This window comes from Alcanivorax sp. MD8A (genome assembly GCF_002888555.1).
Lineage (GTDB): Bacteria > Pseudomonadota > Gammaproteobacteria > Pseudomonadales > Alcanivoracaceae > Alcanivorax.
On the sequence record NZ_AQOQ01000003.1, the window covers coordinates 89958 to 103434 of the forward strand.

At 59.3% G+C, this 13477-nt stretch carries 10 protein-coding genes; 3 read left to right on the forward strand and 7 right to left on the reverse strand.

All coding sequences use genetic code 11. The features are described 5' to 3' along the window. Positions 1–78: 78 nt before the first annotated feature. Complete coding sequence (gene serA / locus A15D_RS02510) at positions 79–1308, reverse strand: phosphoglycerate dehydrogenase (RefSeq protein WP_102790634.1); 1230 nt, start codon at positions 1306–1308, stop codon at positions 79–81. A gap of 143 nt (positions 1309–1451) precedes the next feature. Here serA and A15D_RS02515 point away from each other — a divergent pair, with 143 nt between their 5' ends. Together A15D_RS02515 and A15D_RS02520 are read left to right on the forward strand one after the other, a co-directional pair. Further along, a complete protein-coding gene (locus tag A15D_RS02515; RefSeq protein WP_102790635.1) occupies positions 1452–2846 on the forward strand; it encodes an FAD-binding oxidoreductase in 1395 nt (464 codons plus the stop codon). Continuing rightward, on the forward strand, positions 2839–3540 hold the full coding sequence (locus tag A15D_RS02520; RefSeq protein ID WP_102790636.1) for a fumarylacetoacetate hydrolase family protein: 702 nt from the start codon (positions 2839–2841) through the stop codon (positions 3538–3540). The genes A15D_RS02515 and A15D_RS02520 overlap by 8 nt, the downstream gene beginning before the upstream one ends. Positions 3541–3784: 244 nt before the next feature. Here the strand turns inward: A15D_RS02520 and A15D_RS02525 are convergent, their stop codons facing one another. The 4 genes from A15D_RS02525 to A15D_RS02540 form a co-directional block, all read right to left on the reverse strand. Continuing rightward, positions 3785–4915, reverse strand: a complete 1131-nt coding sequence (locus tag A15D_RS02525; RefSeq protein ID WP_102790637.1) for a Fic family protein — start codon at positions 4913–4915, stop codon at positions 3785–3787. Positions 4916–5073: 158 nt separating this feature from the next. Next, positions 5074–6417 carry an ankyrin repeat domain-containing protein gene (locus A15D_RS02530; RefSeq protein ID WP_102790638.1) on the reverse strand — a complete coding sequence of 448 codons (1344 nt, stop codon included), beginning with the start codon at positions 6415–6417 and terminating at the stop codon, positions 5074–5076. A 135-nt stretch (positions 6418–6552) separates the two neighbouring features. Next, complete coding sequence (locus tag A15D_RS02535; RefSeq protein WP_102790639.1) at positions 6553–7923, reverse strand: PepSY domain-containing protein; 1371 nt, start codon at positions 7921–7923, stop codon at positions 6553–6555. A gap of 23 nt (positions 7924–7946) precedes the next feature. Further along, complete coding sequence (locus tag A15D_RS02540; RefSeq protein ID WP_102790640.1) at positions 7947–10040, reverse strand: TonB-dependent receptor domain-containing protein; 2094 nt, start codon at positions 10038–10040, stop codon at positions 7947–7949. 255 nt (positions 10041–10295) lie between these two features. On the opposite strand from A15D_RS02540, the gene prpD reads away from it, so the two are divergent. Continuing rightward, complete coding sequence (gene prpD / locus A15D_RS02545) at positions 10296–11780, forward strand: 2-methylcitrate dehydratase (protein ID WP_102790641.1); 1485 nt, start codon at positions 10296–10298, stop codon at positions 11778–11780. Between the two features lie 43 nt (positions 11781–11823). On the opposite strand, the gene A15D_RS02550 is transcribed toward prpD, so the two are convergent. Together A15D_RS02550 and arfB are read right to left on the reverse strand one after the other, a co-directional pair. After that, a complete protein-coding gene (locus A15D_RS02550; RefSeq protein WP_102790642.1) occupies positions 11824–12774 on the reverse strand; it encodes an NAD(P)-dependent alcohol dehydrogenase in 951 nt (316 codons plus the stop codon). Between the two features lie 251 nt (positions 12775–13025). Then, positions 13026–13442, reverse strand: coding sequence for an alternative ribosome rescue aminoacyl-tRNA hydrolase ArfB (gene arfB, locus A15D_RS02555; RefSeq protein ID WP_102790643.1), 417 nt, complete (start codon positions 13440–13442; stop codon positions 13026–13028). Positions 13443–13477 lie beyond the last annotated feature (35 nt).

Below are 13477 nucleotides of genomic sequence, written 5' to 3' on the forward strand. Positions count from 1 at the left end.
CAGGCAAGGTAGCCCGACTTCGGCTTTTTGTCGAGCAGGTCACACTCCACCCGCCCGTTTACTGGCACTTCCTGTCAATCAGAACAGCACGCGGGTACGGATAGTGCCCTCGATAGTGCGCAGTTTGTCCAGCGCCAGCTGGCTGTACTCTTTATTGACGTCGATCACCACATAACCAATGTCTTCATTGGTCTGCAGGTACTGACCACAGATGTTGATGCCATTCTCGGAGAAAATGGTATTGATCTGGGTGAGTACGCCGGGCACGTTCTTGTGAATGTGCAGCAGGCGGTGCATGTCCGGGTGCGCCGGCAGGGCCACTTCCGGGAAGTTCACCGCACCCAGGGTGGCGCCGTTGTCGGAGTAACGGGCCAGCTTTTCGGACACCTCGGTGCCGATGTTGACCTGGGCTTCCTGGGTCGAGCCACCGATATGCGGGGTCAGGATCACATTGTCGAATTCGCGCAGCGGGCTGACGAACTCGTCATCATTACCTTTCGGCTCTTCCGGGAACACGTCGATGGCGGCACCCAGCAGATGGCCGTCCTTCAGCGCTGCCGCCAGGGCATCAATGTCCACCACCTTGCCGCGGGCGTAGTTGATCAGGTAGCCCTTGGGCTTCATGGCGCGAATCTGCTCTTCCTTGATCATCCAGCGGGTGTCGGCGGTATCCGGCACATGCAGGCTGACCACGTCAGACTGACCCAGCAGGTCGTTCAGGTTGCTGACCTGCTCGGCGTTACCCAGCGGCAACTTGGGAATCACGTCGTAGAACTTCACCTTCATCCCCATGGATTCAGCCAGCACCGACACCTGCGCGCCGATATTGCCGTAACCCACGATACCCAGGGTCTTGCCACGAATTTCGTAGCTGTCCTTGGCCGACTTGAGCCAGCCGCCACGGTGGGCAGAGGCGTTCTTCTCGGGAATGCCACGCATCAGGTTGATAGTGTGGGCAATCACCAGCTCGGCCACGGAGCGGGTGTTGGAGTAGGGGGCATTGAACACCGGAATACCGCGCTTCAGGGCCGCCTTCAGGTCCACCTGGTTGGTACCGATACAGAAGCAGCCGACACCAATCAGTTTCTCCGCCGCAGCAAACACCTCTTCGGTGAGCTGGGTGCGGGAGCGGATACCAATAAAATGGGCATCCTGGATCTTGTCCGTCAGATCGCTGCCAGTCAGGGCGGTGGGCAGCAGTTCCACGTTGGTGTAGCCGTGTGCCTTCAGGTTTTCCACGGCATTTTCGTGGATGCCCTCGAGCAGGAGAACGCGGATCTTGTCCTTCTCAAGAGAAGTATCGGCCATGATTGAAGTCTCGGTAGCCTGTGAAATGGGCGCGTATGTTAACATAGCGCGCTCAAATTGAGAGCAACCCGGCAGTCGGATTGCTCAAGTTGTCGTGAGAACGCCTCAAGATCGTGCGTTTTACCCCGCTCAGGAGACCCTTGATGACCGCCCTTGCCCATGCCGCGCTGGAGCAACTGACTGATTTGCTTGGCAAACGCCTGCTCACCGATCCGGACAGCGCCGAGCGCTACGGGGTCGACTGGACCAAGGTGTGGGCCCCGGCCCCCTGTGCCATCGCGCTGCCGGAGACCATCGAGGAAGTGCAGCAGATCGTGGAAATCGCCAACGAGCACGGCCTGCACCTGGTGCCGTCCGGTGGCCGTACCGGTCTGTCTGCCGGCGCCGTGGCCGCCAACAACGAGCTGGTAGTGGCCTTCGATCGCATGAACAAGGTGCTCGATTTCAACGAATTCGATCGCGCTGTCACCGTGCAACCCGGTGTGGTCACCCAGCAGCTGCAGGAATTCGCCGAGGAAAAGGGCCTGTTTTACCCGGTGGATTTTGCCTCCGCCGGCTCCAGCCAGATCGGTGGCAACATCGGCACCAACGCCGGCGGCATCAAGGTGATCCGCTACGGCATGACCCGCGACTGGATCACCGGCCTGAAAGTCATCACCGGCAAGGGTGAACTGCTGGAACTGAACAAGGGGCTGATCAAGAACGCCACCGGCTACGACTTCCGTCACCTGTTTATCGGCTCTGAAGGCACCCTGGGCCTGGTGGTAGAAGCCACCGTCAAACTCACTCGCCAGCCGAAAGACCTGACCGCCCTGGTACTGGGCGCGCCGGGCTTCCGCGAAGTGATGAGCATCCTGCACGCGTTCCAGCAGGACATCGACCTGACCGCCTTTGAGTTCTTCTCCGACAAGGCCATAGCCCACGTACTGGCCCACGGCGTGCCCAAGCCCTTCGAGACCGAGTGCCCGTTCTACTGCCTGCTGGAATTCGAACAGCTTTCCGAGCAGGTCGGCGAGCAGGCCATGGCCATCTTCGAGAAATGCGTGGAAGAAGGCTGGGTACTGGACGGCGTCATGAGCCAGTCCCTGCAGCAGCTCGACCAGCTGTGGCAGCTGCGTGAGCGCATCTCCGAATCCATCGCCCCGCACACCCCGTACAAGAACGACATTTCGGTGAGCATCGCCAAGGTGCCGGACTTTGTGGAAGACGTGGACACCGTGGTGCAGGACGCCTACCCGGATTTCGAGATTGTCTGGTTTGGCCACATCGGCGACGGCAACATGCACCTCAACATCCTCAAGCCGGCGGACCTGGCCAAGGAAGACTTCTTTGCCAAGTGCAACAACGTCTCCAAGTGGGTGTTCGAGATCGTCGAGAAGTACAACGGGTCTATCTCAGCCGAGCACGGCGTGGGCATGACCAAGAAGCCGTACCTGGAATACTCCCGCAGCCCGGAAGAAATCGCCTGCATGAAAGCCGTCAAGCAGGTGTTCGATCCCAACAACATCATGAACCCCGGGAAGCTGTTTGATGTTTGATGATGCCATCACCCTGAACCGCGACGACGATGGCTACGTGCACCGCTGGATCGACGGCTCCCCCATTGATATCCCGGTGGGCAAGGTCGTGTGCGTGGGTCGCAACTACGTCGACCACGCCCGCGAGCTGGGCAACGAGGTACCCGAGTCCCCAATCCTGTTCATGAAGCCGGCCTCTGCGCTGGCCAGCCTGCACGAACCGGTGGTGATCCCGACAGGGCAGGGGCCGGTGCATCATGAAGTGGAAATGGTGGTGCTGATCGGCAAACGCATCCGCAAGGAAACCGATCTGGAGAACATTCGTTTCAGCATCGCCGCCTACGGCGTCGGTCTGGATCTGACCCTGCGTGAACTGCAAAACCAGCTAAAGGAAAAAGGGCTCCCCTGGGAACGGGCCAAGGCCTTCGACGGCGCCGCCCCGGTATCCGGCTTTATCGATGCCCGCGGCATCTCCGTGCGCCAGAACCTGGATGTGACCCTGGAGATCAACGAGGAAGTGAAACAACACGGCCACACCGGCCTGATGCTGTTTCCCACCTTCGAACTGCTGGCCGAAATCAGCCAGACCTTCACTCTGGAACCCGGCGACGTGGTCTTCACCGGCACCCCCGCCGGCGTCGGCCCGCTGAACAGCGGCGACAAGTTCACTGCTCGACTGGGCAACATCATTCAGGTGTTCGGCACCGTCACCTGAGCGTAGGAGCGTCGCTTGCGGCGCGATTCCACGACCAGGATCAAAAGCGTTCTCACCACAGAGGGCAAAGAGGTCACCGAGAAAACAGGTTTTCACTCTGTGTGCTCTGTGACCTCTGTGCTAAATATCGTTTTTCAGATTTGGGTATCGCGCCGCGAGCGACGCTCCTACGGAAAGGGGGAGGCTTGAATCGGGCTTTTCCCGGAAATCCGTGATGAACCCAATATAAGCCCCCTGAAAGCACTCAAGGCAGCCAAGCCTGCACTACGCAAGCAACAACATAGCGCGTATTACGTCCTCCACCCGGCAATTTCTCAAGGCATCCTTTTTCCAACAAATCCGCCAGATCCCGGGTCGCGGTTGCCTTGCTGACTTTGGCCAGAGACTGGTATTTGCGCGCGTTGATACCGTGCTCAAATTCTTCGCCTGCAGTATCCAGTAACCGGTTAAGCACCTTGATCTGGCGCTCGCTCAAGACGGTGGTGGCATGGCGCTGCCAGAAGCGGGTTTTATCCAGCACCCGGTCGATGCTTGCCAATGCATCTTGCAAGGCCGCTTCCAGTGTTTCCAGAAACCAGACCAGCCAGCCGGTGATATCCAGCTCACCTTTCTGGGTTTGCTCAAGGTGATCATAGTAGGCGCTGCGCCTTGCCATGATGGCGGCGCTGAGGGAATAGAAACGCACAGACTGACGTTCTGCCTGTGCAAGAGCCCGGTCGGTTACCGCGCGGGCCAGTCGCCCGTTGCCGTCGTCAAAGGGAAGCAGGGTAACCAACCACAAGTGCGCCACGCCTGCTCGCGTTAACGCATCCATCTCAACCGGCGGCTGATTGAACCAGTCCACAAACGCTGCCAGCTCTTTCTCCAGCCTGTCGCGAGGCGGGGCTTCGAAGTGCACCTTGGGCCTGTCTATACGCCCTGAGACCACTTGCATGGGCTGTTCACCACGCAAGCTGCCGATATTGATGTTAGCCAGCGACACTGCGCCTTCGGGGAACAGCATGGCTTGCCAATGGCAGAGCTGTTCGAGCGACAAGGCGGTATCCGGCTGACGGGTGGCTTCCAGCAGCAATGCCACCAGCGAATCCGAAACGGGAGTGGCGCGATTCACCACGCCAGCCTGCTCCAGGCCCAACTGCCGGGCCACCGAAGAGCGCACGGAGCCCACATCCAGATGCTCGCCTTCGATTTCACTCGTGCGGATGGCATTCTGAATCAGGGCATCCATCTCCACCTCCAGATCTGCCTGTTCTGGAGTAGCTTCAGCCCGACCCAGTAACCGCCCCTGCAGCAAGCGAATATTGTCGAGCCAGGGCTTTAGCTTGCTCGCATCCCAGCGGAAATGGGGCCAATCCGGTTGTTCCCAGATATACATGAGCCGAATAACCTGCTTTTTTGGATCATATTATGAGCCGATTATGCATCAGATTCGGCTCATTAACCAACCCCGGCTCTGGATTTCGGCAACCTCGGTCTCTACCCCGTTGCCCCCCCTACAGCAGGTAACCCGCCTTTCCATTCAACTGACCTGCGTCAGAAACCCCACGCGCTGTCAGATTTCTCTGGCTCTTCCCAGCTCACCCCATTGTCGCGAAGATAGCGAAGCAGGGGCCCATAACCCTTGCTGGTGGCGGTCTTGATGGCATAGTTCGCCCAGGTGTCCAGGTCGGCCCCGGCCTCGTGCAGCAGCTTGACCATGTGCGTGTAGCCCATGTCGGCCGCGTAGGGCAGTGCTGAATTCAATGCCTTTAGTGGCGGATTTTCGGTTTTCAGGTGCTGCTCCAATGCCGCCGCGTAACCGCTTTCACAGAGCTGTCGCAAGGTCAGCGAGCCCGCTGAAAACTGTTCCCGTTTCACCTCTTCATAAAAGGGCAGAACATCAAACCGGAAACGGGGCGGGTGGCCGTACAAGGCGACAAAATGACGGATGAAGGTCAGCAAGCCTCGTCGATGGTTGGCGTAGCGCTTTAACAGCGACACGGCATCCTGTGTTCTGCCGGTGACCAGGGCCCGCAAGAGGTAAGGCTCGCTTTCTATCGCCACCGCCAGTCGATCATCGAGCAGGGCAGCGATGGCGGCCTGTTCACCCTGGGCTTCACGAAGGTAGCGAAACTGTCGCTCTGTGAAACCCAGCATCACGCCGGGCGCCAAAAACGGTTTCCACTCTGCGCCAGCAATAAAATGGTAGCGAGCCACCGCTTGCTGCACGCTTGGGGGCTGCGGAGCAAAGCTTTCGTCAAACAATGACAACAGAGTCGATTGCGGATCACGGCCCCGCTGTTTTTCCTGGTAATCGCTGCCGGCACGAAACAGCTCATTGTCATACAGGGCGCACAGCTCTTGCTCCGCCAGCAAACCGCTTTTGACATAACTGCGCAGCAAAGCCACCGGGACTTTGTCCATGACGTCGACAATGCCTTGTGGCTTTAACCGGAAGACTGCCAGACAGTCACGATCCAAAGAGGCCTGCAACCCCTGCACCAGCACCGCAATAAAATCATTCGGCGAGCCAATCAGCGCGCCATGCAGCTGCTGGATAAACTCGGATGCCGCCAGTCGCATCAGGTCATCCCGCTCCGACAAAGTCCAGCTCTCGACAATCTCCGCGTCGGACAACAGCACATACTCCAGCGTGCTGAAACTGGATGCCCCGTCATGGTGACCCTCTTCATGAACATGCGCGATCTGACTATCGTCATACGACACGCGATGCAGATAACGGTGCGTCGGCTTGAGAAAGCCCGCGATATAACTGGCTCGGGTGGCCAGAATGCCGGATTGGCTGGCCAGGTCACCGAACAAGTCGCTGCTATGGGAAGGCGATTCTGTACAGAGGGTCTCGCAATCTGAAAGGTGATACGCCGAATACTGGCCCATGCTGATTCCATTTTTCTGCCGCAGTGAATCCGGTTAGATGGACAGCCATCGCATTTTCACCGGTGCCGTTCATCTTCCCGTTAAGGAGATAACAGCGTCAATGCGCAGAGGGAAACCGCAGTGCTCCTGCGGGCGCTAGGGTGTTGCGCGCCGTGGCAGACAGACATCCACTGCGATCATCACCAGCATGGCCAGTGCCGACAGAGGGAACATCAACGCCACCAGCAACATGACAGTCCCCACCGCAAGGGCGGGCTTTGGGGGCGCCGAGGGTGCAGCACGGCGAGTTTGGCGTTTCCACCAGAGCATGCCTCCAGTGACAATCAATGCCAGAATCAGGCACACAAACAGCAGGTTCAGCCACCAGTTCCACGGCCCCAGATCACCCTGATGAAAAGGAATCGACGCGGCCATGGCCTTGCCCATGGCGGGGTAATCGGCAAAGCGGATCTGTTTCAGTATTTCACCATTACCCGGATTCAGGTGCAGGATGCGCTCGTCCAACGGGTTGTTGATATCGCCGGCAATGGTGGTGGCCGACAGGGTCCAGACGCCGCGTTCGCCCTGTGGCCCACCCTGTGGAAAGTGCACGCGAAAGTGTTCGAAGCCCTGCTCACCGGCCCGCTTGACCACCGCATCCAGATCCAGCGGCGAAGGGCCTGATGATCCTTGCGGCAGGGGCGTCTGCTCCACGGCCCAGGGCACCCGATGCAGACCGTGCTCGTTCATGCTGGCGTGATCCATCGCCGGCGCTGGCTGACTTTCCGGCAGCTCAAAGCGCGTGCCAGGCAGGGAGCCCCAGGGCTGCACCAGCTTGCCACCCCAGATGCTGGTCCAGGCCATGCCGGAGATCAGAAAGAACAGCAGTGGCACCGCTATCAGCCAGCCAAGACTCAGGTGCCAGCGCCGCCAGGCAGCACGATTGGCCAGCGTGCGGGTGGGGATGAGTGCCCGCCAACCCTTGTTCGGCCAGGCTAGATACAGGCCAGTGACGATCATCAATACCGCCAGGCCAGCGGCCATTTCAATCAACAGCTCGCCGGTACGGCCAAGATAGAGCGTGCCATGCCACTGCTTCACCATGGCGTAGACACTATCCGCCGGGTCCATGCTACCCAGCAATTCCCCGGTGTAGGGATTCAGGTGCGCCACGGTACTCGGTGCACCATGCCCACCATGACCTCCGCCATGACCGCTCTGTAACGAGAAACGCGCGGCCTGATCCGGTTGTTGTGGTGGCAGATAGAGCTTCACCATGGCATGGGGGTATGCCTCGCGCACCGTTTGCAGCAGTACCGACGCGGGCAGCCGGTTTTTCCCGGGCTCCACCACCAACAGCTTCTGGTTCAGGACGTTATCCAGAGGCTTGCTCAACAGCATCAAGGCACCACTGCCCGCCAGCATGAACAGGAAAGGAATCACCAGCATCCCGATCAGGAAATGCCAGCGCCACACAGCCGCATGGAAGCGGCCGGGGCGGGTTGAAGGGGGCGCAGAGGCGGTCATGGTGATCCGTTCCTGATGAATGACTAGAAGTCGAAGCGCACGCCGGCGTAGAACGAGCGCGGCTCACCGGCCTGCAGAATCGCGGCAGCGCCTGCTGTCGCCGGATTGCTCAAATCATTGCGGGCACTCACATTAGCCACATAGGCTTCGTCTGTCAGGTTGCGGCCTTCCAGGTAGACTTCCCAGTTGTCACGGTTCAAGCCCGTGCGCAGGCCCAGTAATTCATAGCCGTCAACTTTGTAGCTGTTAGCAAAATCTGCGTAGCGATCGTCGACAATGTCGAAGGTGGGGCCGGCATAGAAACCGTTGGCATGGCGGTACATTACCTCGCCCTTAATAAAGAATTCAGGGGCTACCGGCAGCTGGTTGTCGCCATAGAGCGGATCATTGTCGAAGGTGAAATCATTCCAGGTCATGCTCAGTAGCGGCGCGATACGGTGGTCGCTGTTGCCCAGCGCAATGCTGGCACCAAACAGGGCTTCCACACCGGCATGGATGGTGTCATCCACATTGGTGGCCAGACTGGTGCCCGTGGCATTGGGGTCATCCAGAGACAGGATTTCGTCTTCGATCTGCGCGTAGTAGACGGTGAATTCCCAGTTCCATTCGCTGGCCTGACCCAATGGCGCAGAGCCACGGGTGCCGACTTCAGCCACCTTGCCCTGCATGGCATCCAGCGCTTCGTCGCTGGCAGAGACGTCATCTTCCAGTTCGTAAAGGGTCGGGGCTTCAAACAACTTGCTGACGCTGGCGAACAGTTCGCTGCGATCTGCCAGCTGGTAAATCACGCCAACGCGAGGGTTGATGGAATCGAAGTCTTCTTCCGGGTTGCGCTCCGCACCACTGGAAACGGTCACGTTGCGCACTTCCCGGTTACCGGTTACTGCCTGGGCCCCATATACCAGCGACCAACGCTCGGCAAAGTGCCAACGATCCATGGCAAACACTTCCAGGTTGTCAGCCTTGTTATCCACCTTGGTAGACAGCGCACCACGAACCCCACCACTATGCTGATAGTTGCCGCCTTTCACGCGGGTTTCGCCATAGTTCAGGCCCAGCAGCAGATCATGATTGCCCAGTTTTTTGTCGTACCGAATGGTGGTGCCGAAAGTCGTCTGATCATTATCGATCAGCAGGCTGAAGAACGGGTTCTGGACGATCGGGTGATAGAGCGACTGGTCTTCGAATGAAAAGCCCACCACCAGACTGCTGGTGTCACTCAGGTTCCACGCGGTGCGGTTGGCAACACGCCACTTCTCCACATTCTTGAGGAAGTTACCGGTCTCGTTGGAGGCACCAGCCTGGTACGGGTCCGCATCGAACTGGCCCTGAGTCAGGGAGCCCGCCAGTTCCTGGTCATTGTCCACGTAAGTCAGATAGAGGCGGTTCTCAACGCTGTCGCTAATCTGCCAACCGGTATTGGCATAAACACCACTGCGTTGCTGCTCCTGATGGGCTCGAAAGCCGTCGTAGCTGCGTTGCTCCACGGTCACCAACGCATCCAGATTGCCGTGAACTGTACCGCCCGTCACGCTGTTCTGTACCGTGCCATGGCTACCCGCACTGAGGTAGGCCTGGTTATCGGTGGTACGCGCGGTCGGGCTGATAAAATCGATGGCCCCACCCAGGGTGCTGGCGCCATAGGTCATGGCATTGGCGCCACGGGCAATCACCGCATAGCGGGCCGCCAGCGGGTCGATAAAGCTGTTGTGGTTGTTGCCATCCGCCGCCGTCACCGGCAGGCCATCGATCATCAGCTTGACGCCATTGCCATCATAGTTGACCGAATCCAGATTGGAGCCGCGACTGGACAGGAAGGTGCCGTCCCCGGTGCTGCCGTCTGCGGTCCACATGCCCGGCACATACCGCAGCATGTCGCCCAGCGTGGCCACATTGCGCTCTTCCAGATCTTCCGCCTCGACCAGCGTTACCCCACCCGGCGTCAGCGCCAGTTCTCGTTGCAGGCCCGCGCGTTCCTTTTGCGCTTCGGAAACCGGTTGCTCCTGGACCGTGATCGGTGCCAGTTCGTTAGGGGCATTTTCTGCCGCAATGGCCGCAGCGGGCAGAACAATAACGACGCCGCCAAGCGTCACAAGGCGGGCGGTAGATAAACGCATGAGGTCATTCCCCAGAAGTAATCAACAGTGGCGGCGCGCATTCTAGGGGAGGGCAGAGTCGCCGCCCATGTGGCATATCGCCGCACGGCAAGACAGCATGAGGCCCACTGTGTACCCGTTGCATTGTCAGTAGTGACAGGCACACTGTGTTACACGCACCCCAGCTTTTAGCGGCCGCTCACGTCGCCACGCTTCTGGCCAGGTATTTCTTTCAGCACAACGTCATTCGACCGTTGCATGAGGAGTTACCGCGTTATGTCCTCCAATATGGATCTCGCCAACCGTCCAGATTACGACCAGGTAATCCAGGATATCGCCGACTATGTGATCAACTTTGATATTCAGTCCCAAGAGGCCATGGATACCGCCCGTAACTGTCTGATTGACACCCTGGGTTGTGGTTTGCTGGCTTTGCGCTTTCCCGAATGTACCAAGCACCTGGGCCCACTGGTGCAGGGCACCCTGGTCCCCAACGGCGCGCGCGTACCTGGGACGTCGTTCAGTCTCGACCCGGTGAAAGCCGCCTGGGACATCGGCTGCATCATTCGCTGGCTGGATTTCAACGACACCTGGCTGGCTGCGGAGTGGGGCCATCCTTCGGACAATCTGGGCGGCATTCTTGCTGTGGCCGATCACCTGTCCCAGCAGCGGCTGGCCAACGGCCAGGCGCCGCTGATCATGAAGGATGTGCTGGAAGCCATGGTCAAAGCCCACGAAATTCAGGGGGTGCTGGCGCTGGAGAACAGCTTCAACCGTGTCGGCCTGTGCCATGTGTTGCTGGTACGGGTGGCCTCCACCGCCGTGGTCACCCATATGCTGGGCGGCGACCGCGAGCAGATCATGGCGGCCCTGTCCCAGGCCTGGGTCGATGGCTCGTCCCTGCGCACCTATCGCCATGCCCCCAATGCCGGCTCACGCAAATCCTGGGCCGCAGGCGACGCCACCTCCCGCGCCGTGCGCCTGGCCGATATGTCCCTGCGCGGCGAAATGGGCATTCCCAGCGTGCTCACCGCCCCGCAGTGGGGCTTCTACGATGTGTCCTTCAGCCACACCAACAAGGACCTGGCCCTGAAACCGGAAGGCGAGCGCGAGTTCAGCTTCCAGCGGGACTACGGCACCTATGTGATGGAAAACATCCTGTTCAAGATCAGCTTCCCGGCGGAGTTCCACTCCCAGACCGCCTGTGAAGCTGCGGTGACCCTGCACCCGCAGGTGAAAGACCGGCTGGACGAAATCGAGCGTATCGTCATCACCACCCACGAATCCGCCATCCGTATCATTTCCAAGCACGGCACCCTGGCCAACCCGGCGGACCGCGATCACTGCATTCAGTACATGACGGCAGTGCCGCTGATCTTCGGCAACCTGACCGCAGAGCACTATGAAGACAGCTTCCACGCCGCCAACCCGTTGATCGACACCCTGCGCGAAAAAATGGAAATCGTGGAAGACGAGCGTTACACCCGCGAATACCTGGACCCGGACAAGCGCTCTATCGCCAATGCCATTCAGGTGTTTTTCAAGGACGGCAGCCACACCGAACAAGTGGCGGTGGAATACCCCATCGGCCACCGCCGCCGCCGTGAAGAAGGCATCCCGGTGCTGGAGGAGAAGTTCAAAAGCAACCTGGCGACCCGCTTCCCGTCCGGCCGCAGCGACGCAATCTTTACGCTGTGCAAGGACCAGAAGACTCTGGAGAGCACCCCGGTGAATGCCTTTATGGATATGCTGGTGATTTAAGGACGACGGGAGTGGCATATGCCGCTCCCGTCAAACACCCCCATCAACACACTTCGATTACAACCTTGCCCCGGCAACGACCGCTACGGTTGCGCTCATAGGCCGCTTCGCTGTCTTGCAGGGGAAAGACACTGTCGATAATGGGGGTCAGGGCACCCTGTTCGACCATCTCCGCCAGGGTATCCAGATCTTCGCGGTAGGATTCCACCACCACGGTGCCGGCCTTCTTGCCGAGCAGACGGTAGAACGGCGTGGCCACCATGGACGCTCCCTGGCCACCGGTGGAAATAAAGTGCCCGTGCTTGCCCAGCAATGCCTTGCAGGTCAGCGGTGTTTCATAAGAGGTCACATCGAACACGATGTCGAACTCGCCAGCGGTCTTGCGGTAGTCCCCCTGGGTGTAATCAATCAGGGCGTCAGCACCGAGCTCACGGACGAAATCCAGATTGCGGGTACTGCACACCCCGGTGACATGCAGCTTCATCTGCTTGGCGATCTGTACCGCCAGCGTGCCGACCCCGCCGGAGGCGCCAATGATCAACACGGACTTACCCGCCTTGGCACCGCCCTTGCGCAGCCCCTGCAGGGCGGTCAGGGCGGCTAGCGGCAGGGAGGCGGCTTCATTAAAACTGAGGCCCTTGGGTATCTTCGCCACCCGATGCTGGCTGATGATCGCCTGCTCGGCGAGCGAGGCGGTACGCAGCCGCATGTCCATGCCATAAACCGCATCACCGATTTCGAAATGACGTACATTGCGGCCTTTGGCTATCACCACGCCGGCCAGGTCATCACCAAAGATAGGCGGCAGACGCTTGATTCCCACCGGGGTCGCGGCCACGGCCAAGTGGTAATTGAGCTTCCAGTCCTTGGGATTCACGGATGCCGCATGCACCTGTACCAACACATCATCCGGCCCCGGCTGTTGCGGGGCATCGGTCTCGGTCAGGGTCAGTTTGGCGTTCAGGCCCCAGCCTGTGGTGACGATGGCTTTCATGGACAGCTCCGTGATGACAATTCGGTGCCCAGCTTAACAAAGCCCTGCGCGCAGGGGAGGGTCCGATAACGCCAAGGGGAGGGCGGGATTGTGTCAATGGAGCTGCAAGCCGCAGGCTTCAAGCTACAACGCGAATCAGTGTGAGTACCGGTTTTGACGCCAGGGCGCGCGCCCATGCCACCAGCGCGGAGTTCGGACTCACAAGCCGTCACCGTCCTTACCCCGTGTTGCAGCTTGTAGCTTGCGGCTGTTCACCCCGGATCGATCTTGCCACGCAGGGATTTGATCTGGCCGCGTTTGGTCTTGTTGTCCATGCGGCGCTTCTTGCTACCCAGGGTCGGGCGGGTGGGTTTACGCTTTTTCTGCTCTACCGTCACGCTCTGGATTAACTGGGCCAGCCTTGCCAGCGCGTTTTCCTTGTTTTTTTCCTGGGTGCGAAACTGCTGGGCCTTGATCACCACCACACCATCGCTGTTGATGCGCTGATCACTCAACGCCAACAGCCGCTCCTTGTAGACGTCCGGCAATGAGGAAGCACGGATATCAAAACGCAGATGAATGGCACTGGAGACCTTGTTCACGTTCTGGCCACCACTGCCCTGGGCACGAATGGCCTGCAGGTCGATCTCTGAATCAGGAATCTGTAAATTGTTGCCTATTTGAAGCATGTCCGTCCTCATAATGTGTCGGGCAGCATAACAGG

Excerpts from the sequence above, each read along its gene's own strand:
- serA (WP_102790634.1), bottom strand. The coding sequence starts at position 1,308 with ATGGCCGATACTTCTCTTGAGAAGGACAAGATCCGCGTTCTCCTGCTC.
- A15D_RS02515 (WP_102790635.1), top strand. The coding sequence starts at position 1,452 with ATGACCGCCCTTGCCCATGCCGCGCTGGAGCAACTGACTGATTTGCTT.
- A15D_RS02520 (WP_102790636.1), top strand. The coding sequence starts at position 2,839 with ATGTTTGATGATGCCATCACCCTGAACCGCGACGACGATGGCTACGTG.
- A15D_RS02525 (WP_102790637.1), bottom strand. The coding sequence starts at position 4,915 with ATGTATATCTGGGAACAACCGGATTGGCCCCATTTCCGCTGGGATGCG.
- A15D_RS02530 (WP_102790638.1), bottom strand. The coding sequence starts at position 6,417 with ATGGGCCAGTATTCGGCGTATCACCTTTCAGATTGCGAGACCCTCTGT.
- A15D_RS02535 (WP_102790639.1), bottom strand. The coding sequence starts at position 7,923 with ATGACCGCCTCTGCGCCCCCTTCAACCCGCCCCGGCCGCTTCCATGCG.
- A15D_RS02540 (WP_102790640.1), bottom strand. The coding sequence starts at position 10,040 with ATGCGTTTATCTACCGCCCGCCTTGTGACGCTTGGCGGCGTCGTTATT.
- prpD (WP_102790641.1), top strand. The coding sequence starts at position 10,296 with ATGTCCTCCAATATGGATCTCGCCAACCGTCCAGATTACGACCAGGTA.
- A15D_RS02550 (WP_102790642.1), bottom strand. The coding sequence starts at position 12,774 with ATGAAAGCCATCGTCACCACAGGCTGGGGCCTGAACGCCAAACTGACC.
- arfB (WP_102790643.1), bottom strand. The coding sequence starts at position 13,442 with ATGCTTCAAATAGGCAACAATTTACAGATTCCTGATTCAGAGATCGAC.